Genomic DNA, 22,528 nt, shown 5'->3' on the forward strand with positions numbered 1-22,528 from the left:
CCCCAACCGGCGCTACAATTCTATATCAAAGGCACTCAACTTGATAAACTGAGCAATTCTTTCAGCTATTTCTTCGTCGGTAAGGTTTATCAATCTTTCCGCTCCAAACTTCTCTACACAGAAAGACGCCAGGGCAGAACCATAGATAATGGCGTTTTTCATATTGTTAAAATTTATCGTCTCAACCTTTGCCATATAGCCGATAAACCCTCCCGCAAATGTATCTCCAGCGCCTGTAGGATCGAAAACTTCGGCCAAGGGTAAAGCGGGGGCAGAAAACACTTCATCCTCGCTAAACAGCAATGCACCATGTTCGCCTTTTTTGATAATTAGATATTTTGGCCCCATTGCAAGAATTTTTTTGGCCGCCTTAACCAACGCATATTCTCCAGACAGCTGTCTCGCTTCCTCATCATTTATGGTCAATACATCAACCATTGTAATGGTTTCAAGCAAGTCATCCATCATAATGTCCATCCAAAAGTTCATGGTGTCCATCACAATAAGTTTCGGTCTGTTTTTTAAGCGTTTTATAACTGTTTGTTGTACTTGAGGGGTAAGATTACCCAGCAAAAGATATTCACAATCTTGGTAGCTTTCTGGAATAATGGGGTCAAAGTTTTCTAAAACGTTCAGTTCGGTCACCAAAGTATCGCGGCTGTTCATGTCATTTCGGTACTTTCCGCTCCAAAAAAATGACTTTTCACCTTCCTTTACTTGCAACCCTGCGGTATCAATGCCATGTTTTTTAAATATTTCTATATCGTTTTGAGGAAAGTCATCTCCCACTACGGCAACAATTTTTGTGCTTTTATTGAGGTAGGATGCCGCTAAACTTGCATAAGTGGCCGCACCACCAACAATTTTATCTGTCTTTCCAAACGGGGTTTCAATCGCATCAAACGCCACAGTACCAATGATTATCAGGCTCATATCTAAATCGTTAAAAATATTTAAAAAATTTTCTGTGCAAAGATTGCATAAATAATTTAAAAGCCCTAATATTGCATTCCCAAAAACAAAGACATAACGGGTTGCTTTTGCTTCATTTATTATTGTTTTTGGCAAGTGATCAGCAGCAATGTCGATGACAGATAACATTCCTTCTTAGCTCAGCTGGTTAGAGCATCTGACTGTTAATCAGAGGGTCGCTGGTTCGAGCCCAGCAGAGGGAGCCAAATTAGAGAAGCCTTGCCATGTCCGGCGAGGCTTTTTGGTTTTTAATCAAGACATATTTTAAACCCTACATTTTGCATTAAAAAACTTTCAGCATATGCGATGTTGGCTAGCTAACTTTCCTAGAAAAGGCGTGTAACCGAACATAACACTTAATAAAGAGCAATTTCTACATCCAAATATCGTCCGTTGAAACTTGCTACAGTTGACTTGGAATTGCAAATAGGGAACTGCAAACTGCGTTGGCTAATTCAGGAAAGTGGTTCTACAGAAAATAACGAAATTTCCCAAAAAGGTGGATTACTTAAATTGAAGGCACTTGCTTATAAAACAGATATTGCATTAAGTCTATTTGCACAGTAATTGGCTTATTGTATTTTACACTCCCTTTAAATCAAACCCAATTCTTAATTTTATGAAACGTCCAATAATTTTGCATTTCCTTGTTATTTGCCTGTTTGGATTCACTTTTGCGCAGGACAAACCCCAAAAAAACAAAAAAATAGTGGTGGCCTATGTAACTTCCTGGAGTAAAATTATTCCCAATCGTGACTTAATTACCCATATAAATTATGCTTTTGGACATGTAAACAGTTCTTTTAATGGGATAAGGATCGATAATCAAGAGCGACTAAAAGAAATTGTAGCGCTTAGAAACCAGTCGCCAAGTTTAAAAATACAACTTTCTATAGGAGGTTGGGGTAGTGGAGGTTTTAGTGAAATGGCGAATGACGACAATTTAAGAAACCTATTTGCCAAAGATTGTAAAAGAGTGGTTGATGAATTTTTGCTAGACGGTATTGATATTGATTGGGAATATCCAACTGCAGACTACGCAGGAATAGTTGCAAATCCGGATGATACCAAAAATTTTACGACAATGATGAGGGCAATTAGGAAGGAATTAGGAGCAGATAAATTACTTACGCTTGCAACAATCGCCAATGCTCGTTACATTAATTTTGCAAAAATTATAAACGACGTTGACTTTGTGAACATCATGGCCTATGACATGGCCTCTCCTCCTTTTCATCATTCCGGTTTGCATAAATCAAAATTTACAAAAGAAATCTCTGTTGCCGAAGCCGTTAGTTTGCACCTCAAAGCGGGTGTACCTCCTCAAAAATTGGTATTAGGTATTCCATTTTACGGTAGATGGGGCAAAGAAGAAAACAGTTTTATATATTATAACAAAATAATAGCACTTAAAGGATATAAAGAAAAATGGGATAAAGTAGCAAAAGCGCCTTACTTGATAAATGAAATGGGCCAGTTTGTTTGCTCTTTCGAAAATAAGAAGTCTATCGCAGCAAAGTGCAAATTTATAAAAGAAAAAGGTCTGTTGGGAATCATGTATTGGGACTATGCTGGAAATGATAGCGAGTTAACTTTAAGCAAAGCAGTAGCATCGGGAATTCTTTTAAATTAGGCAATTTGTTCAAACGATTAAATCTTTGTCCTTGCTTGTTTTTTTTGAACTAAAAATTAAAAATACGTTTTGTAAATGCCGATATATTGACTTAATTTGTGAGGAGTCGATAGTTTTAAAAACTAACTATCCAAGCAATTATTTTATAAACTGACAAGTAGAATTTCCATTTACCCATTGCAGAATTTTTCGCATCTACCGCTTTTCTACATGACTATACACGGGCGAGTTTGTGCATTTCGGGGGCTAAAGATCGCACTCAAAACTTGCGGAAATAGCTAACAAGTATTTTAAGCAAAGGCCTTTCTATTGCTCGGGTGGGCGCACTAAAAACAGGTAGAACAGACAATTTTTTTTAAATCAAAACGGGTTTTTCAAACGATTGAACATCATTAGATATTAGAGTAGTTGAGAATTAAGTTTTCACCTAATTGGCTAAAAAAAACTGAAAAGCGCTATGAAATTGATCAAAATTATTCTTCCGTTGCTCTTAACTTTAATAAATTGTCCTTTATCGGGAATTGCGCATCAACATGTGGAAGTTATGGATTCCACCGCGCAAGAAAACGATATAAAAGTGCTAGTAAATCAAGTTGCCTATAACACCAAGAGCAATAAAGAAGCGATCATTAAGAGTGATAAAATTTTTCCGACCAAACTTGCTTTTCAAGTACAAAATACAGCAAATGATCGCATTGTATTTACTGGCATAATCAAGAAAGCGGAACAAGTAAAGGACTGGAGCGGCGAAATAAGTTACCGAAAATTAGATTTTTCATCATTTCAAAAACCGGGGACTTATCGCATAGTCTTCGAGTTTCAACAAAAACAATACGCTTCCCCTACGTTCAAAATTGGAGACGATGAATTGGCTAAAATTGCTTTTCCAGCCATCGCATCTTTCTTCTATCACCAAAGAGCAAATTCGCGCCAAGAACAGGAAGCAGATAAACACGTTAAGTTATATGGAAGCGAAAAGACGGTGGATCTAAGGGGCGGCTGGTGTGATGCTTCGGGCGATGTCAGCAAGTATTTTTCTCATTTGGCTTATACCAATTTTATGCTGCCCCAGCAAATCCCGATGGTTACCTGGGCAATGGTTAACACTGTTGAAAATGTTCCGTCGTTTTTGAAAGACATAAATGCTAAAGAAAATTATACCAAAGAAGCACTCTATGGCGCTGATTATTTGATGCGTTCACTTTCTCCCGACGGGTATTTTTACATGACGGTTTTCAGCTATTTTGATAAAGACCCAAATGCCAGACGGATTGTTGGTTTGTTGGCGGATAGTAAAACCACTGCAGATTATCAAGCAGCTTACCGCGAAGGAGGCGGAATGGCAATCGCTGCCTTGGCTCGCATCTCGAAATGGAATTTAGGTGGAGATTTCACTGCCAAGCAATACTTGGCTACTGCAGAAAGAGCTTTTGATCACCTTCAAAAGTTTAGCTTAAACTATGATGACGATGGAAAGAATAATATTATAGATGATTATTGTGCATTAATGGCTGCCACAGAACTGTGGAAAGCAACGCAAAAACTAATTTACCAAAACGAAGCTCGAAAAAGAGCGGAGCACTTAAACGAAAGACTTTCTACCGAAGGTTATTTTATTGCGGATGATGATCGACGTCCATTTTGGCATGCGGCAGATGCTGGTTTGCCAATAGTTGCTTTGGTTCGATACCTAGATGAAGAAACAAACCATACTTACCGCGAAAAAGCATTGAAAAGTATAAAAAGCTTTTTAGATTTTCAATTAAAGATCAACCAAGAAACAGCAAATCCTTTTGACTATGCAAGGCAGGTTTTTAACTTTAATGGAAACAATAAACATGGTTTTTTTATTCCACATGAAAACGAAAGTGGCTGGTGGTGGCAAGGAGAAGATGCAAGACTTGCTTCTTTGGCAACAGCGGTTATTCTTGGTGGGCGTTTGGTTTATCCTGATAAAAATGGAGCTTTAGGCATTAAATCCTCCTTGGCAGCATTTGCCTTCCATCAAATTGATTGGATTTTAGGCCGCAACCCTTACAACATGTGCATGATGTATGGCCAAGGCACAAACAATGTTCCATATATGGCTTCTATGTATGGGCATGGAACTGGTATTGGCGGGATTTCTAACGGAATTACCGGAAAGGACGGCAATCCAGACGGCTCGGGGATAGATTTTAAAGTTGAGGATAACGGAAACGAATGGCGTTGGAGCGAGCAATGGATTCCGCATACAGGCTGGTTTTTACAGGCAGTTACCGCAATTACAAATAAAGATTTTGATGATAAAAAGTAGATTTTTAATCCTAGCTATTCTTCTTTTCATCGGATTAGAAGCAGTTAAAGCGCAACAAAGAAATATTAAAGCGTTGGTTTTAACCGAGCGTGGGGGGCAACACGAAGGTTTTGTAGTAGCAGCACTTGGATGGTTGCAACCTTTTGCAACCAAAAACCATATAGAACTCACTGTCATCAACAATACCGAACCAATAAACGAAGCTTACCTTGCTGATTTTTCATTGTTCATTCAGCTTAATTATCCGCCATACAATTGGACGGATACCGCAAAAGGCGCATTGGAGAAATACATCGACGAGGGTAGAGGCGGTTGGGTGGGTTTTCACCATGCCACACTTTTGGGCCAATTTGATGGATTCGGACTTTGGCAATGGTTTTCGGATTTTATGGGAGGAATTCAGTTTAAAAACTACATAGCCGACAGGGCATCTGGAACGGTTAGCGTAGAAGCAACAAAGCACCCGGTAATGCGTGGTTTACCAAGAAGTTTTATCATCCCGGATGATGAATGGTATATCTTTGATAAAAATCCTCGTTCCAATGTAACTGTTCTGGCAAACGTAGATGAATCTAGCTACCAACCTCCAACGGATATAAAGATGGGCGATCATCCTGTGATTTGGGTTAACCCAAATAAAAAAGCTAAGAACGTATATTTTTTAATGGGACACCACGCCAATTTATTAAGGTCGGAGGAGTTTAAAAAAATGTTTGCCAACGCCATTTTATGGGCATCAAAAAAATAATAAAAAATGAATAAACTATCCCTTTCACGTTGTACAGTTCTGCTGCTGTTCTTGAGTCTTACTTCGGCAAAAGCCCAATTTCCAAGATTTAAAGTATTGGCTTTTTACAGTAACAATGTAGAGCCGGATCATCAGCAATTTGCAAATGATGCGATAAAGTTTTTTAAAGATTTAACCATAGGCGACGGTTTTGTGTTTGATACCACCAGCAACTTTAACGATTTAAACGTGAAAAAGCTGAAAGATTATCAGCTAGTAATGATGCTTAATGATTTTCCTCATAGCATTGATCAAAGAGCAGCTTTTGAAAAATATATGGACAATGGTGGCGGTTGGATGGGCTTTCATGTTTCCGCATATAACGATAAGGATACCAAATGGCCATGGTTTGTTAACTTTTTAGGCGGCGCTGTTTTTTACACTAATAATTGGCCACCAATGCCCGCTAAAATTGTAATCGACGAAAAGCAGAGCCCGGTTACTAAAGCCTTACCTCCAACTTTTATTGCACCTATTAATGAATGGTATCAATGGAAACCAAGTCCGAGAGCAAACAAAGACGTTAAAGTTTTTGCAAGCTTGGCTGCAGATAACTATCCGTTTGGCTTAAAAGACATTATACAGGGCGGCGATACACCGGTAGTTTGGAGCAATACCAATTATCGGATGATTTACCTAAACATGGGACATGCCGGGCATATTTTTACGGATGCAACGCAAAACATGCTTATTATAAACGCTTTAAAATGGGTAATAGCAACGGATAAAAAAGGAGATGTTTTTAAACGTTAAGAAATATTTGACAGAAGAAAGATTTTACCGTTTGCGCATGATGCACAATTTATCCTCTTTTCTGATTTTCTTACTTTTAGGAACGTCGGCCAAAATGATTTGAATCTATGGGAGGGAATATTGATGAATGGATTTAAGATCAATTTGCCATGGAGCATTGTTATGGCAGCTCGGCATACAATTGTTGCCAATTTGAGTTTTGGAAAAATTAATCACAAAAACTAGTATTTATGTTCATTACGTCAAAATAACTTATCTTTCAGATTGATAAATACCTAAACGTATAGGCTTTGTTAACACAATATGCCATAGGTGGTTTTTCCTGGATCGGAAAGAAGCTGCACTAGCGCAAAGAAAGTAGCGCCACATCCTGTAAAATGTTTCGTCGTAGTCGGCTTTTATGCTTTCCCAGCGCTCTTCAAAGTTTTTTAACCACGCAAGTAAAGTTGGATCGTAATAAGTGCCGAAATTGTGCCAATCTTCCAAAACAAATAATCCCTGCCAAGCTTTAGAAAGTTGGCTTGCAGAGGGCAACATTCCATTAGGAAAAATATACTTGTCTATCCAAGGATCAGTCGTCTTAGCGTCGTAATTGCCGCCGATAGAATGAATTAAAAATATCCCATCATCTGTTAGATTTTTAGCAGCGACTTCCATATATTTCCTAAAATTCCGATATCCAACATGCTCTAACATCCCAATAGAAACAATTCGCTCAAATTTCTCATTTACATCACGATAATCCTGCACTCGGATCTCAACTGGCAGGCCTTTGTTATTCTCTTGAGCAAGTTCGGCTTGGGGTTTAGAGATGGTAATTCCGACCACAGAAACGCCGTAATTTTGTGCAGCATATTTGGCAAAACCTCCCCAGCCGCATCCTATTTCTAGCAATCGCATACCCTTTTCTAATTTAAGCTTGCGACAAATCAATTCAAGTTTTGCCTCCTGTGCTTCTTCCAAGTTAGTGGCTGTTTGCCAATAACCGCAAGAGTACATCATTCTAGTATCAAGCATTTGCTCAAAAAGCTTGTTGCCTATGTCGTAATGTTTATGCACAACCTCTTTAGATCGAACCGTTGTTTGCATGTTTTTAAACTTTGCTTTTAAAAAATAAAAAGCGGTGTTAATGTCTCTTGGCAATTTTTTATCCAACCGATGATATAAAACCCGATGCAAAAATTCATCAACTGCTTCGCAATCCCACCATCCGTCCATATATGCCTCGCCAAAAGCCAACGCGCCACCCCCTACAATTCTGCTATAAAGTTTCGGGTTGTTTACTTGTATATCCCAGGGCCTGTCTCCATCAACAACTACATCAACAGTTGCAAAAGCTTTACGGAAAATTTCTTTGAGTGAAATCATGAGCTGATTATTTTTTCTCTTGAGCCATCAAAAATAGAAATTTTATCTGCTTATCAAACATCTGTAAAACTGTGTGCTAAACGGCTATAAATTCTAAATAGAGACTTAGGTTCCAAAAGAGAACACACAAAATAATCCTTTTGAGACCATTAATCCCAATAGTCTAGCTAACAAATTTAAAGAATGGTAATCCCTATCTAAGAGGAAATGCGAAAGCCTTAAACTGCTTTTTTCATTCCTTTAATTAGAACAAGGGGTACAAAAGGAATAATAAAAAGGAATTGTATCATTTGCACAAAGGAATAATAAACCCCCACCAGTTGTCTGAATACCGCATCTTACAACACAAAAAAACATCGCAAGTTGTCCCTCACGCTACAGAAACACTTCTGATAAAACCGATATAAAATTTCCAGTTTATTTTGTGCGAACGTTGTTTGATAATATTGCTATTTATAAAAGAACCACCCTTTTTTTATGTCTACAAATCGCTTATATTTATCTGGTGGCAACTCGCTAAAAAGGTTAATTGATATCAGTATACACGCAATAAGTCAATTAATGCTAAAAATTAGTACCCTGCAGCGACTAAGCAAAATTATCGAATTGGTTTAAAATCAAAAATATGGAAAGAAGGAATTTTATCAAAAGTGGTTCAATTGCAGGACTTTCACTAGCCTCAATAGGGGCGTTTGCATTCGGCGAGAAAAACAATAATGTTTTATTACCGCAAAAATTCTTTTCTGACGATTTCGAGTTAGATGAAATTACAATAGATGAACTTCAGGAACAAATGGCTAGCGGTAAGTTGTCATCAAGAGCCATTACGCAACTGTACCTTGACCGAATAAAAGCCATCGATAAGCACGGCCCGTCTATAAATGCAGTAATCGAGCTAAATCCAGATGCCCTGATGATTGCAGAAGCGATGGATAAAGAAAGAAAATCTGGAAAATTAAGAGGGCCGATGCATGGCGTTCCTGTGCTTATAAAAGACAATATAAACACGGGCGACGGCATGATGACCACTGCTGGTGCACTTGCACTGGTGGGCAACAAAGCCGGAAAAGATGCTTTTATCATCAGTCAACTTCGAGCCTCAGGCGCAGTACTATTGGGGAAAACCAATCTAAGTGAATGGGCAAACTTTAGATCGACGAGAGCATGTAGTGGCTGGAGCAGCAGAGGAGGTCAAACTAAAAATCCAAACGTGTTAGATCGAAGTGCTTGTGGCTCGAGCTCAGGCTCGGGGGCAGCTGTTGCAGCCAACTTATGCTCCGTAGCTATCGGTACAGAAACAGATGGTTCTGTAATAGCGCCTTCCTCTTTCTGCGGGATTGTGGGGATAAAACCTACTGTTGGCTTATTAAGCCGCCATGGCATTATTCCTATATCCGCCACGCAAGATACTGCTGGCCCAATGGCCAGAACGGTAAAAGATGCTGCAATATTATTGGGCGTTTTAGCCGGAATAGACGCCGCAGACTCCGTAACGGCCAATAGCAACGGCAAAGCGCAAAAAGACTATACAAAATATCTGGTTAAAAATGGATTAAAAGGAAAAAAAATAGGAATTGAAAAATCATTTTTAAAAGGGCATGAGGGCGTTGTCGGTTTATTAAATGAAGCAATTGAAGTACTAAAAAAACAAGGCGCAACCATAGTAGAAATCGAACTGCTAAAAGAAACCAATAAATTGGGGGATGCTGAATTGACTGTACTAAAATATGAATTTAAAGATGGCGTAAATAACTATCTCGCCACTGCCAATGCTCCTGTAAAAACACTTGCAGAAGTAATCGAGTGGAACAAAAAGAACGCTGCGAAAGCAATGCCTTTCTTTAAACAAGAGTTGCTGGAAAGCTGTGAGCAAAAAGGCCCGCTTACTGATCAAGATTATAAAGATGCGTTGGCTCTTTCCACTAGCGCAAGAAAAATAATAGATGACATGTTGCAAAAAAATCACTTGGATGCCTTGTGCGGCACTAGCATCGGTTTACCTGGTTGCATAGATTTGATAAATGGTGATTACGATACGGGATTCTATTTTTGCCCGCCCGCAGCTATGGCTGGATATCCACACATAACGGTCCCTATGGGCAATGTTAACAATTTGCCCATAGGGCTATCATTTGTGGGCACTGCGTATGACGAACCCGGAATTTTAACCCTAGCTTACGCTTATGAACAGGCAACCAAAAAAAGAAAAATACCAAAATTTGTAGAGGTTGTGATGGGATAATTTTTTGATCAGCAAGTAAAAAAATAAATCCTAAACCTTGTTTTAGGTTGAGGAAATTCATTGACTGATTTGATAGCTACTTCAAATGATTTTTTACTATTTCTTCTAAATCTGTAATGTCAAATGGTTTTGCAAGATAACTATCTGCGCCAGCCTGATCAGCCAACTTTTCAATATCGGTGTTTGCGGAGAAATAGATTACTGGAATGTTTTTTAAAGCAGGATTGTTCTTTAACGTTCGGGTTGCATTAATGCCGCCTAAGTCTGGCAACCAATTGTCCATAAAGATTAGATCTGGCATAAAAGACCCTACCTGATCTTCTATGTTCCTTGCATTTTCTGACGTTTTTATCTCGTAGCCCGCCTCTTCTAAGATGTACGTACAAATCTCTAAAATATCTTTGTCATCATCAAAAACTAAGACTCTCTTTTTACTTTGCATAATGTCTTTAAAATTATCTATTTAAATGATTTATAAAATCAGCCATCTTATCTGCATCTATTACTAAACTCTTTTTTAAAGAACTAATGGCAACCTCTGGCATATAAGGCATAATAGCAGTTTTTGGATTCTGTATCACTACAGTGCCGCCTAATTGAGCAACTCTTTTTAATCCTTCCGTTCCATCAGCGTTTGACCCCGAAAGCAAGATACAAACCAAATTTTCTTTGTAGATTTCTGCTGTAGCTTGAAAAGCAACATCTATAGACGGCCGGGAATAATTTACCTTTTCAGAATAATCTAATGAAAAGCTTTTATCCTCCTCTATTAACACATGGTAATTTGCCGGAGCTAGATAAATAATACCTTCTCTTACAAAGCTTTTTTCTTCTACTTCCCTAACTGACAGAAGCGTGCGGCTTTGCAAGAGCTTTACCAGCATAGATTCATTTCCAGACTTCCTATGCACCACTATCAAAATAGGAAAATCGATATCGACTTTTAGCAACGGTAGTACTTCTAGTAAAACATTTAAACTTCCCGCAGAGCCGCCAATAACCATAGCTTTACAACATATTGTATCTACAGTTTGCGCCATATTTTTTCCTTATTAATTCTACTAAACTGTTTTCTATTTTCCCAAAAATCTAAACTTTCCTTACTTCCCAAAGCAAGATAGCCTAATTTTTCTAAGCTATTATCGAACAAATTAAATACGATATGCTGGAGATCTTTATCGAAATAGATCAGCACATTTCTACAAAGAATAAGTTGAAATTCGTTAAACGAATGATCTGAAACCAAATTGTGTGTGGAAAAGATCATCTTCTCCCCCAATATCTGGTCAAATTTAGCGAGGGAATAGTTCGCAGTATAATAACTAGAGAAATCGCATTGACCACCAGCTTCCCTATAGTTTTCTGAATACAACTTTATATAATTAAGCGGAAAAATAGCTGCCTTGGCGCTTTCTAATACAGCAGGATTGATATCTGTTGCGTATATGATAGATTTACTTAACAAACCTAATTCGTTTAAAATGATAGCAAGAGAATAAGCTTCTTCGCCGGTGGAGCAACCCGCTACCCAAATTCTAATGAATGGATAGGTACCAAGATTGGGTAAGACATCCTCTCTCAGCGATTTATAGAATGATGGATCACGGAACATCTCGGTAACGTTTACTGTTATCTCTTCTAAAAATCTTTTAAAATAAGCCTTATCAGATTTTATAGCATATCTAAACTCGGCAAAACTTACAAAGTTATCTAGAGAATAGAGCCGTCCAATTCGTCTCTTTATTGATGCGTGAGAATAGCCAGAAAAATCATATCCATAATTCTCTAACACATCATCTAACAATGTTTTTACCTGTTCATTATCGATGCCATCTTCCGTAACCACCTAAATTAGATATTTCTTAATCTCTATCAACAAATCATCTACATTAACGGGTTTAGATAAATAACCAGAAGCACCTGCCAGTAAGCAATGTTCTTTATCGCCAACCATTGCTTGTGCGGTGATGGCTACAACAGGCAAATGCTGCATTTCTACATTTCTTTTCATAAATGCAATTGCCTCGTATCCATCCATCTCAGGCATCATCATATCCATTAATACTAACTTTATCTCAGGATTTTTCGCAATGCAAGAAAAACCTTCTTTTGCACTTATTGCAGAAAAACACAAAAACCCCTTTGCTTGAAGAACAGCTTTTAGTGCAAAAATGTTTCTTGGGTCATCATCAATTATCAGAATAAATTTATTAGGCATACTTTTTAAGAACGTTTAATATTTGGACGATTTTCATATAACCAAACCCGCAATAGCGAGCTGAGTTGATCCATGTCTACAGGTTTACTTATGTAATCTGAAGCGCCTGCGGCAATGCACTTTTCTCTGTCGCCCATCATTGCTTTTGCGGTAACGGCCAAAATAGGCAGGTTTTTATACCTCACATCCTCTCTTATTTTCTTGGTGGTTTCATACCCATCCATTTCCGGCATCATCATGTCCATCAACACAACGTCTACTTTGCTTATGTTTTCGTCTAAAATTTTAAGCGCTTCCTTGCCATCAGTTGCAGTTAAAACATGCATTTTATGTTGCTCGAGTATTTTAGATATTGAAAAAATATTTCTAACATCGTCATCTGCAATCAAAACCGTTTTACCAGCCAGTACATCCTGTAGTTCGCCAAAACGCTTCGAACGAATTATTTTTTCATTTCCTCTTTCTTCCACCAAATGGAGAAAAAGACCTGCTTCATCTAATATTCTTTGATAAGAATGTGCGGTTTTAACTACTATAGAATCTGCGTATTGTTTAATTCTTTTCTCCTCTCCCTTTGATAGATTCTTGCCCGTGAATATGATGATGGGTAAATTCTCCAAACCTGGATTTTTTTTAATCACCTCAAGTGTTTCGTAAGCAAGTCTATCTGGCACACCCATGTCTAAAATAACACAATTAACATCTGGCTTAGCGAGCACTTTAACACTCTCCTCTACATCCCTAACCAATTCTGTCTGAATGTTAAAGTTGCTTAAATAATAGCTCAATGCTTTTGCGTGTTGCTCGTTCTCTTCTACAATTAATACCTTTTTGGTCTTACCGCTTAGCGCATCTTCCAGCTTGCTAAACATTTCTTGCATGTGCTCAAAAGCAAAAGGCTTGTTAATAAACTCTACTGCGCCCTTTTGTAAACTTTCTTTTCTTACGTGTAAAGACGACATGATGTGTACAGGTATGGGACGCGTTCTCGGGTCAGCTTTTAGTTCTTCCATTACCTGCCATCCATCTTTTATGGGAAGTTGAATATCCAAAAGTATTGCCTGCGGCAAAAAAGTTTGTGCAAGTTCTATTCCTACATCACCACGAACGGCAACCAAACCTTTATAATCTTTATCTCGTGCAAATTTTAACAAAGTTTTTGCAAAACCAGTATCGTCTTCAACAATTAATATAACTTTATCGTCGGCGGTAATGTTGTCTCTGTCGTCGTCTACGTCTTGCGGAATCGCCATTGTTGTTAAATGCTTAACCACCGATTTAATAGCGTCTTTTTCAACCTGCTCTGGCTTTAGTTCACCTTTTTCTAAAATAACATGGTCGGCAATTGGTATAGTTAAGCTAAAATTGCTGCCCTTTTCTTCTTCGCTATCGAGTGATATATACCCGCCCAAAAGCCTAGCAAGTTCTCTACTAATAGAAAGGCCGAGACCTGTACCTCCAAATCTTCTTCTTGTAGAGCCATCTGCTTGTTGGAAGGCCTCGAAAATTAAACCTTGTTTGTCTTGAGGAATGCCCAATCCGGTATCAGACACCGTAAATACAATTGCGTTTAATGCATTGTTTTTTTCTAGTTTGAGCTTAACTGATCCGTTGGATGTGAACTTAACCGCATTAGAAAGTAGATTTTTTAAAATCTGCTCCAGTCGCATTCTATCGCTATTGAAGATGGTCGGAAATTCTGGATGCGCTTCTATAGTAAAGTCCAATTTCTTCTCGTTAGCCACAGGCTTAAACAAACCACGCATGGTGGCAATTATTTCTTCTGTTGCGATGTCTGACCTATCCAGCTCCATTTTCCCAGCTTCTATTTTCGACAGATCCAGAATCTCATCTATCAAACTTAAAAGTCCTTGACCTGAGCTTTGAATTACGGAAGCGAATTCTTGATGTTCTTTGTCCATTTCCTCACTCTCTGACATTAACCTGGATAGCAGAAGGATAGAATTTAATGGCGTCCGCAACTCGTGAGACATATTTGCCATGAACTCAGATTTATACTTTACACTTAACTGTAAAGCCTCGGCTTTTTGTTGAATATCTAAATTTCGCTCATTAATCATTTCATTCCGTTCTTCCAATAAGCTCGAACGTTCTTCTAATTCTTGATTGGCCTGTAACAACTCTTCTTGTTGTACTTTTAATTCTTCTTCTGAGGCTTGAAGTTTTTGTGTTTGCGCTTCTAACTCAGCATTCATTCCTTCCAATTCGCCGTGCTGAACTTGCAATTCCTCTGTTTGTGCTTGGGTTTCTTCTAGTAGCGATTGCAATTGCTGTCTGTTTTGGGCGCCAATAAGTGCTGTTCCAACATCAGACATCACAGATTTAAGAAGTTCTATTTCTACTGAAGTAAAAGAACCAGTGGTACCGAGTTGAATGCCTCCAACTGAAATTTCATTCCTAATAATCGGAATAACGATAATCTCAACAGGCCGAATGGTTCCTGTAGAATAGCTGATCGTGAAGTCATTTTGGGGAACGTCTTTTACCAAAATAACTTCGCCCGTTTTTACCGCTTGCCCTAACAAACCTTCTCCCAACTCCAAGGTTTGTTGAAGATTTTTAGATAAAGTTGCATATTGTCCCTTTAAATGTAAAAGACCATCACCTTTGAACATGTATAAAACACCAATTTGGGCGTTTACGTAAGTGGCTAAAAAATGAATAATATCTTCAGAAAGTTCAAATATATTTTTTTCTCCAACCATCCTGACGTTTAAACCCGCCACCCCCGCCTGCATCCATTCCTTCTCTGTTAAAGTATTAAATGAGTGTTTAAGCGCCTTAGCCATATTGTTTAGAGATCCGGAAAGCTCGCCAATGTCATCTTGTGTCTGGTTGTCCAACCGCATGTCATAATCACCTTTTGATATCCGATAAGCGATATCTTTAATGGCAATAAGTCTATTTTCAATTTCTGATTTCTGGCCCTCGATTTCTCGCTGAAGTCTAACTCTGTCGTCAAAATCGACCGACACTTTGCGGTAGAAAAACAAGGTTATGATGATGGCTAAAATAGAAGCTATAACGATTAACACGGGCGTATAAGTAGTTAATTTATTTAACTCTTGAGTCCTTTCACCGAGTAGTCGCCGCTCCTCTGCGCTCATCTTAGCCACTAATTTTCTCCCATCATCCATATACGACTTACCCCGCAGCAGAATGGATTCGTCTATTTGTTTTCCAGAAGCTTTTAAATCAATCGCACTTTGGAGCACATCAAATCGTTTGTTAAAAACCGTTTTAATTGCGCCAACATAATTTCGCTGAACAGGGTTCTCTCTAGTGTCATTCGCTACCTTCGCTAAAATTGAGTTTATGCTATCTCTTGCACCAAGAAAAGGCTCTAAAAACACCTTATTTCCGTTTAGAAGATAGCCACGCTGTCCTGTTTCTGCATCTATCATTTTAGAGAGTGCATGTTGGATATCCAAAATAACCTCGTCGCTCCCTTTTACCATATCGGTACTTTTTATCAGATTGCTGATGCTGATGTAAGAGGCCAGAGAACTTATAAAAAGAATAATAAGTGAAAGTCCGAGGCCTAGACGCAGATTGTTTTTTAACGTTGTCTTCATTAATTTATCAGAATATTTTAATCGAAGTTTGTTTGATTAACATCTTTGATGTCGACAGGAATATCAAAATAAAACTCGGAACCCCGACTTGGAGAGCTGTGCACCCCGATTGTTCCCTGATGCCTTTCTACAACAGTAGAACAGATGTACAAGCCTATTCCCAGGCCATTAAAATGTGCACTATTTTCTTCCACTCTGTAAAACTTTTCGAAGATGTAGGGCTGCTCCTCTTCAGGAATTCCAATGCCATAATCTTTCACTGAAATCCGCAGACGACCATCAAGTATGCCTATTGAAACGTTAATTTGATCTGTATTCGGCGCATATTTAATTCCATTGGTTATAAAGTTGATAACGACTTGCTCCAACCGCCCTTCATCTCCATAAACCAATTCATCACAATCTCCAATTTTGTGAATGGTGAAGTTAGGATAAGCGCTTTGCATCATTTCTATAGCATTGTCTACCACATTATTTGCAGGAAAATACTGCATGTTAAACTTAAGTTTACCGCTCTCTATTTTAGATATATCTAACAGATCTACAATAAGTTCGTTAAGCTTTTGGAGCTGGGTGTTTGCCTTATTCAAGTGACTAATTGCAGTGCTGGTGTCGCCTTTATTTAAACTGCGTTGCAGCAGCTGAATGTAGCCCTTAACGCTTGTTAAAGGAGTTTTTAACTCATGACTAGCAATGCTGATAAATTCGTCTTTTTTATGCTCTGCTTCTTTTCTAGTTTCTATCTCAGCCAACAATCGTGCTTGCATTTCATTAAGCTTTCTATTTTGCTCATAGATACGGTAGAAAGTCTTTATTTTTAGTAGTAAAATGCTAACATCTACAGGTTTAGTGATGTAATCTAAGCCGCCGCTGTGATAACCCTTTGTTATAAATTGGGGCTCTGTGTTCGCCGCTGAAAGAAAAATGATCGCAGTGTCTTTAGATTTGCTAAATCCAGAAATGGCTTCTGCAACTTCAAAACCATCCATTTCTGGCATTTGTACGTCCAAAATAATTAATACATAGCTCTGCTTCAAAACTTTCTTCAAGGCTTCTTCGCCAGATGAGGCTGTATCAACTTCGAAATTATGGGCTTGAAGCACTCTTTGCAACGAAATTAAATTTTCCGGCAAATCATCAACTAATAAAATCATTCTTTTTGTTGGATGTAAATGTTGAGTAGCAATCTAACAAATTTTGAAGCTAACAACGCAAAATGCTAGGATTAACATTGCACGTTGAGCAAATGTTTTTTATTTTTTTTATAAGAACTTATCGTTAAAGGTATCGCCTTGACTTACGTCGCCAGTTTCATATCCTTTTTTAAACCAGTACATACGCTGTTTAGAAGTTCCATGCGTAAACGAATCTGGATGGACTTCGCCGGTTGCTTGCTTTTGTAACCTATCATCTCCTATCGAATTAGCGGCATTTAGCGCTTCCTCAATATCGCCAGGATCTAATTTAAAGTCATTTAAATTTTTAGCATCATGTGCCCAAACACCAGCAAAAAAATCTGCCTGCAATTCTAATTTTACTGATAGTTTGTTGTACTCTTCTTCACTTAACTGACCACGTGCACGATCCATTTTTTCTGAGGTGCCCAGCAAGTTTTGCACATGATGGCCAATTTCATGAGCAATTACATACGCTTGCGCAAAATCACCAGCTGCGCCAAATTTATTCGCCAACTCGTCGTAAAAAGTTAGATCGATGTAAACCTTTTGATCTGCGGGGCAATAAAAAGGACCAACTCCTGCACTTGCGTTGCCGCAACCGGTTTGCACGGCATCTGTAAATAACCGCAAAGTGGGCTCTTCATAGGTTTTCCCCATTTTTGAGAATTCGGCTGTCCAAACTTGTTCTGTAGATCGCAGTATTAGTCCCATTTGATTGCCTGCAGAATCCGTTGGAAGACCTTTGGACACTTTTACATTTTCTGAATTTGAGGTTTGCGAGACCAACCCAGTAAAATCTTTCCCAAAGAAGAGCCCAACAACAACAACCAGAAGTCCAATGCCTCCGCCGAGAATGGTTTTTCCACCTCCGCCGCCGCTACTTCCTCGGCTGTCCTCTATATTGTTGCTGCCTTTTCCAAATATCTGCATGGTTAATATAATTATCGTTTGTCGAAGATAAAATAAAAACTTTTAAACCCATTAAAATTTAGCGAAACATCCCTTAAAAAAACGCGCTTACTTCGCTTGTAGTTCGGTATTAGGCATTAAAGACTTCCAACGCTTTTTCTATTCGCAATTGTGTTTTCTCTACCCCAAGTGCAGTCGCTATATCGAAAACACCAGGTCCAAATTTCTCTCCAACAAGCATTATCCTAAAAGGAAGCATCAATTCTCCGGGCTTAAAACCTTGTTTTTCGGCCAACGATTTAAATAAATTTTCTGCGACTTCTGCATTGGTTAAATCAACATGATCGGCATAAGCTTCAAAAAAAGCAGACTTTTCAGGTGTCCACTTAGCTTTTACTGCTGCATCATCATACGTTTTCGGCAATCGGAAAAAATAAGCAGACTGAGCAATAAAATCGGGCAATAGAAAGCATCGGTCTTTAATCATCTCCAAAACTTGAATAAGATAATTGTCGCTTTCCACTTCAATGTTCGCTTTCTGCAGTTCTACCTTTACCATCCTACACAACTCGGCTGCAGGTGTAATTTTAATCCATTCATGATTAAACCATTTGGCTTTTTCAAAATCGAACTTAGCTCCCGCTTTGCTTATTCGCTCTAAAGAGAATTTTTCTTCGAGTTCATTCAAGTCAAATATTTCCTGCTCAGTTCCGTCATTCCAACCTAACATAGCCAACATATTTACGAAAGCACCCGGCAAAAAGCCCAGCTCCTTAAATCCTGTTGTTACAATTTCTGTTTTGGGATCGGTCCAGTTCATGGCGTACACCGGGAAACCAAGTCTATCGCCATCACGCTTACTAAGCTTTCCATTTCCATCTGGCTTTAAAATAAGTGGTAAGTGTGCCCACTGCGGCATAGCATTTTCCCAGCCTAAATATTTCCAAAGTAGCATATGTACAGGCGCAGATGGAAGCCATTCTTCTCCTCTAAACGCATGAGAAATTTCCATCGCTTTGTCATCTACCACTACCGCCAAATGATAAGTAGGCATCCCATCCGCCTTTAACAAAACTTTGTCATCAATTCCACTTGTTTCGAAAGTCACATCTCCTCTTATCAAATCTTTAAAAGAAACATTTTCTCCCTCCGGAATTTTTATTCTAATGACATGAGGGGTATTCCTTTCTAAAAGCGAAAGCATATCTTCGTGGTTTAACGTAAGCGAATTGCGCAGGTGCATGCGTGTTGCCTGGCCATATTGAAAATTAGGAATCTCTTTTCTTTGCTCTTCTAATTCTTCGGGTGTATCAAAAGCATAATACGCATGCCCCTCAGTTACCAACTGTTCAGCAAATACTTTATAAGAAGCTTTACGTTCGCTTTGGCGATAAGGTCCAAAAGCGCCCGGATTGCCCGGACTTTCATCGGGCATTATTCCGCACCAGTTTAAACAATCAATAATATACTCCTCTGCACCATCTACAAATCTATTTTGATCGGTATCTTCTATTCTTAAAATAAATTTTCCGTTGTGTTTTTTGGCAAATAGATAGTTAAACAATGCGGTACGGACACCTCCCAAATGTAGGCCGCCCGTTGGACTTGGGGCAAATCTCACCCTTACTTCTTTTTCCATAATTGGGAATGTTGCGCTTTCGATCCCATACATTTGGTTCGTCGAAAGTTAATCGCCCTACCAAACGGGCAGGTGCTACAAAGATATGTTTTTTATGTTTTTTTCGTTTTCTTATTGTACTTTGCCTTCGTAAGCATGAATCCATACCAGAAAAAACGACGCTGGAAGTTTTTCCTCCTCATTTTTGCAATCTTAATTGGCATTGCGTCCATTTTTTACACCGATTCATTCGTGAAAAAAATGGAGCGCGAAGAAGCAACTCAATTTCAGCTTTGGCTGAAAGTTACAGAACGCTCTATGTTTTTGATGGATAACGACAATTATACCGGCATCATGGATGCTGTTCGAGAAAACATGAAGATGCCCGTTATTTTAACGGACAGTACAGGGAGAATTACTTCTTCAACCGGGTTGGACAGCACAAAAACGATGTATGCGGACAACACAAAACTTACTTACGATAGTCTGTATTTTGTACGCCAATTGGCGATGATGAAGAGACAACATCCACCTGTAACCATTACTATTTTAGGGGATAACTTAAATGCATATTACAAAGACTCCTTTATTTTAACACAATTGAGGTTTTTCCCATACATTCAAATGGGTGTCATTTTTTTGTTTCTATTAACTGCATATACAGCATTTAGCTCAGCAAGAAAAGATGAACAGGACCAGGTTTGGGTTGGTTTGGCAAAAGAAACCGCTCATCAATTGGGTACACCTATCTCTTCTTTAATGGCTTGGGTAGAATTAATGAAATCTAAGTTTGACGCAGAAGACGATCCGTTAATTGCTGAGATGGAGAATGACATCAGGCGATTGGAGATTATTACCGATCGGTTTTCAAAAATTGGCTCAAAACCGATGTTAGAAGACCATGTGGTTTTTACCGTAGTACATAATTTCATAGAATATTTTAAAGTACGCACCTCCGATAAAGTGAAGTTTTCTATCACTGGAGATGAACAAGTTAGGGCTTTGCTCAATGTGCCCTTATTCGACTGGGTGACAGAAAACTTGCTAAAAAATGCGGCGAATGCGATAGATAATGCAGGCACCATTTCTGTAAATATAATAGAAAATCTAGCAAAGGAACAAGTTTTTATAGATGTTACCGATAGCGGTCGCGGCATACCCAGATCCAAATTCGATGCCGTTTTTCAGCCTGGATTTACCACTAGAAAAAGAGGTTGGGGACTTGGACTTTCGCTTACCAAACGCATCGTCGAAAATTACCATAGTGGAGAAATTTTTGTAAAAGATTCTGAAATTGGAAAAGGAACAACGTTTAGAATTATCTTAAAAAGCAGCTTAACTTATGAACCGACCACAACCTAACGAATACCCAGCTTGGGGCGAAACTTACATCAGCAAAATAAAAAATGATGTTTTTGACGCACTAACAGGCCAAATTACTGAGCTACCAACCTTATTATTAAACAACCAAGACAAAGAAAATTTCGCTTACGCAGACGGAAAATGGACGGTGAAAGAACTGCTTGGGCATTTGATAGATACCGAGCGCATATTAACTTATCGGCTTACGTGTTTCGCAAGAAATGAGCAACAACCGTTAGTTGGTTTTGACGAAAATGCGTATGTAACAGAAGCTCATTTTGTAAATAGAAGTTACATAAAACTTGCAGAAGAATTTGCAGCTTTACGAAAAGCAAACTTGTATCTTTTTGAATCGCTAAAAGAGGGGGAATTAGATAGAAAAGGAATTGCTTCTGATAGAGCAATAACAGTTAGAGCTTTGCTATTTGTAATTGCAGGGCATGTTGAGCATCACATACAAATTTTAAACGAACGTTATGATGTGGTTTAAAGATTTCTCGGTAGAAGAATTGAACGGAAAACCAAAAAATCACATTGGGGGCTTATTAGATATTGTATTTACTGAGATTGGGGTTGATTTTTTAGTTGCTACCATGCCTGTAGATCAGCGAAACCATCAGCCTGCGGGCATTCTACACGGAGGCGCTTCGGTGGTTTTGGCAGAATCACTTGGCAGCGTAGCTTCTTTTATGTGTATAGATCCAGAGAAATATGTTCCAGTTGGTTTAGAAGTCAATGCAAACCACTTGCGTCCTGTAAAAAGCGGATTGGTGAGGGGCGTTTGCACTAAAGTACATATCGGCGCAAAAACTCACATTTGGGACATTAGAATTTACAATGACCGAGGTAAAATGAGCTGCATCAGCCGATTAACGGTTGCTATTATAAAAAATTTCGGCCAGCGATTTTAAATTTGTTACTACATTGTTTAAGCGCCTTGCTAACGCTGCCCATTGGAACGGCAATCATTCCATTGTTTTTTACCAAAGAAAGATCAAGTGGAAGCGGAAAAAAAGCGCCCAAATTAGTAAGGACTTCAAAATTAGAATTTCGCGCTTATGCGCCATATTGCTTAAATAACCTTTACGTTTTTCGACTGTACCCACTTTAAACAAATGGTCTTATCAACTAAAAAGGTTAGTGCTGAACAAAATATTTAGATAAAACACACATATATTCCATCTTTAACAACAGGTATTTAAGTAAGACACGCGAACCATATTTAACCGAATAGATTCGATAAAATTGTTGCCTGAATTAAAATCTTTATCAACAAAAAAGCCTGCAAATTAACTTTGCAGGCTGTCTTTTAAATATGATAATAAATTAAATTACTTTCACATTAACAGCATTTAAGCCTTTTTTTCCGTTGGCAACTTCATATTGCACTTTGTCGTTTTCACGGATCTCATCAATTAAACCCGTAGAATGAACAAAAATTTCTGCGTCGCCGTTAGATGGAACGATGAAACCAAAACCTTTTGTTACATTGAAAAATTTTACTGTACCCTCTTGCATTGTATTTAGTATTAGATTGAGCTGGCAATATAGGAGATAAAATCATTAAAACAAAAAAACATTTAACATTTTTTAACA

20 protein-coding genes and 1 tRNA gene are annotated in these 22,528 nt (G+C 38.4%); 10 read left to right on the forward strand and 11 right to left on the reverse strand.

Annotation, left to right across the window (positions count from 1 at the left end; all coding sequences use genetic code 11):
• Positions 1-12 precede the first annotated feature (12 nt).
• Positions 13-933 carry a PfkB family carbohydrate kinase gene (locus tag ACVWYG_RS13630; protein ID WP_457270785.1) on the reverse strand — a complete coding sequence of 307 codons (921 nt, stop codon included), beginning with the start codon at positions 931-933 and terminating at the stop codon, positions 13-15.
• A gap of 168 nt (positions 934-1,101) precedes the next feature.
• Between ACVWYG_RS13630 and ACVWYG_RS13635 the strand changes: the two genes are divergently transcribed.
• From ACVWYG_RS13635 to ACVWYG_RS13660, 6 genes are all read left to right on the forward strand, one after another.
• Positions 1,102-1,178 (forward strand) — tRNA-Asn (locus tag ACVWYG_RS13635).
• A gap of 208 nt (positions 1,179-1,386) precedes the next feature.
• Entirely contained in the window at positions 1,387-1,539 is a 153-nt protein-coding gene (locus ACVWYG_RS13640) for a hypothetical protein (RefSeq protein ID WP_457270786.1), read from the forward strand.
• A 52-nt stretch (positions 1,540-1,591) separates the two neighbouring features.
• Entirely contained in the window at positions 1,592-2,605 is a 1,014-nt protein-coding gene (locus ACVWYG_RS13645; RefSeq protein WP_457270787.1) for a glycoside hydrolase family 18 protein, read from the forward strand.
• Positions 2,606-3,062: 457 nt separating this feature from the next.
• On the forward strand, positions 3,063-4,901 hold the full coding sequence (locus tag ACVWYG_RS13650) for a glycoside hydrolase family 9 protein (protein ID WP_457270788.1): 1,839 nt from the start codon (positions 3,063-3,065) through the stop codon (positions 4,899-4,901).
• The gene (locus ACVWYG_RS13655) at positions 4,888-5,649 is read left to right on the forward strand and encodes a ThuA domain-containing protein (RefSeq protein WP_457270789.1); all 762 of its coding nucleotides are present in this window, start codon (positions 4,888-4,890) and stop codon (positions 5,647-5,649) included. Before ACVWYG_RS13650 ends, ACVWYG_RS13655 begins: the two co-directional genes overlap by 14 nt.
• A 6-nt stretch (positions 5,650-5,655) precedes the next feature.
• The gene (locus tag ACVWYG_RS13660; protein ID WP_457270790.1) at positions 5,656-6,441 is read left to right on the forward strand and encodes a ThuA domain-containing protein; all 786 of its coding nucleotides are present in this window, start codon (positions 5,656-5,658) and stop codon (positions 6,439-6,441) included.
• Between the two features lie 252 nt (positions 6,442-6,693).
• On the opposite strand, the gene cfa is transcribed toward ACVWYG_RS13660, so the two are convergent.
• The gene (gene cfa, locus ACVWYG_RS13665; RefSeq protein WP_457270791.1) at positions 6,694-7,809 is read right to left on the reverse strand and encodes a cyclopropane fatty acyl phospholipid synthase; all 1,116 of its coding nucleotides are present in this window, start codon (positions 7,807-7,809) and stop codon (positions 6,694-6,696) included.
• Positions 7,810-8,434: 625 nt separating this feature from the next.
• Between cfa and ACVWYG_RS13670 the strand changes: the two genes are divergently transcribed.
• Positions 8,435-10,051, forward strand: coding sequence for an amidase (locus ACVWYG_RS13670; RefSeq protein WP_457270792.1), 1,617 nt, complete (start codon positions 8,435-8,437; stop codon positions 10,049-10,051).
• A 76-nt stretch (positions 10,052-10,127) separates the two neighbouring features.
• On the opposite strand, the gene ACVWYG_RS13675 is transcribed toward ACVWYG_RS13670, so the two are convergent.
• The 8 genes from ACVWYG_RS13675 to gltX all read right to left on the reverse strand — a co-directional run bounded on the left by ACVWYG_RS13675 (position 10,128) and on the right by gltX (position 19,591).
• The gene (locus tag ACVWYG_RS13675) at positions 10,128-10,493 is read right to left on the reverse strand and encodes a response regulator (RefSeq protein ID WP_457270793.1); all 366 of its coding nucleotides are present in this window, start codon (positions 10,491-10,493) and stop codon (positions 10,128-10,130) included.
• Positions 10,494-10,506: 13 nt separating this feature from the next.
• Positions 10,507-11,091, reverse strand: coding sequence for a chemotaxis protein CheB (locus tag ACVWYG_RS13680; RefSeq protein ID WP_457270794.1), 585 nt, complete (start codon positions 11,089-11,091; stop codon positions 10,507-10,509).
• On the reverse strand, positions 11,076-11,897 hold the full coding sequence (locus ACVWYG_RS13685; protein ID WP_457270795.1) for a CheR family methyltransferase: 822 nt from the start codon (positions 11,895-11,897) through the stop codon (positions 11,076-11,078). Before ACVWYG_RS13685 ends, ACVWYG_RS13680 begins: the two co-directional genes overlap by 16 nt.
• A complete protein-coding gene (locus tag ACVWYG_RS13690; protein ID WP_457270796.1) occupies positions 11,898-12,269 on the reverse strand; it encodes a response regulator in 372 nt (123 codons plus the stop codon).
• A 5-nt stretch (positions 12,270-12,274) separates the two neighbouring features.
• A complete protein-coding gene (locus ACVWYG_RS13695) occupies positions 12,275-15,865 on the reverse strand; it encodes a response regulator (RefSeq protein ID WP_457270797.1) in 3,591 nt (1,196 codons plus the stop codon).
• A gap of 17 nt (positions 15,866-15,882) precedes the next feature.
• Complete coding sequence (locus ACVWYG_RS13700) at positions 15,883-17,019, reverse strand: hybrid sensor histidine kinase/response regulator (RefSeq protein ID WP_457270798.1); 1,137 nt, start codon at positions 17,017-17,019, stop codon at positions 15,883-15,885.
• Between the two features lie 108 nt (positions 17,020-17,127).
• Positions 17,128-17,973: a KPN_02809 family neutral zinc metallopeptidase gene (gene ypfJ, locus ACVWYG_RS13705; RefSeq protein ID WP_457270799.1), complete on the reverse strand. Its 846-nt coding sequence runs from the start codon at positions 17,971-17,973 to the stop codon at positions 17,128-17,130.
• 109 nt (positions 17,974-18,082) lie between these two features.
• Entirely contained in the window at positions 18,083-19,591 is a 1,509-nt protein-coding gene (gltX, locus tag ACVWYG_RS13710) for a glutamate--tRNA ligase (RefSeq protein ID WP_457270800.1), read from the reverse strand.
• 135 nt (positions 19,592-19,726) lie between these two features.
• On the opposite strand from gltX, the gene ACVWYG_RS13715 reads away from it, so the two are divergent.
• From ACVWYG_RS13715 to ACVWYG_RS13725, 3 genes are read left to right on the forward strand one after another with little or no spacing between them, the layout of a single operon-like run.
• A complete protein-coding gene (locus ACVWYG_RS13715; protein WP_457270801.1) occupies positions 19,727-20,932 on the forward strand; it encodes a sensor histidine kinase in 1,206 nt (401 codons plus the stop codon).
• Positions 20,913-21,422: a DinB family protein gene (locus ACVWYG_RS13720; protein WP_457270802.1), complete on the forward strand. Its 510-nt coding sequence runs from the start codon at positions 20,913-20,915 to the stop codon at positions 21,420-21,422. Before ACVWYG_RS13715 ends, ACVWYG_RS13720 begins: the two co-directional genes overlap by 20 nt.
• The gene (locus ACVWYG_RS13725) at positions 21,412-21,843 is read left to right on the forward strand and encodes a hotdog fold thioesterase (protein ID WP_457270854.1); all 432 of its coding nucleotides are present in this window, start codon (positions 21,412-21,414) and stop codon (positions 21,841-21,843) included. The genes ACVWYG_RS13720 and ACVWYG_RS13725 overlap by 11 nt, the downstream gene beginning before the upstream one ends.
• Before the next feature lie 415 nt (positions 21,844-22,258).
• Here the strand turns inward: ACVWYG_RS13725 and ACVWYG_RS13730 are convergent, their stop codons facing one another.
• On the reverse strand, positions 22,259-22,450 hold the full coding sequence (locus ACVWYG_RS13730; protein ID WP_354359232.1) for a cold-shock protein: 192 nt from the start codon (positions 22,448-22,450) through the stop codon (positions 22,259-22,261).
• Positions 22,451-22,528: the final 78 nt, after the last annotated feature.

It is taken from the genome of Pedobacter sp. UYEF25, from assembly GCF_054061655.1.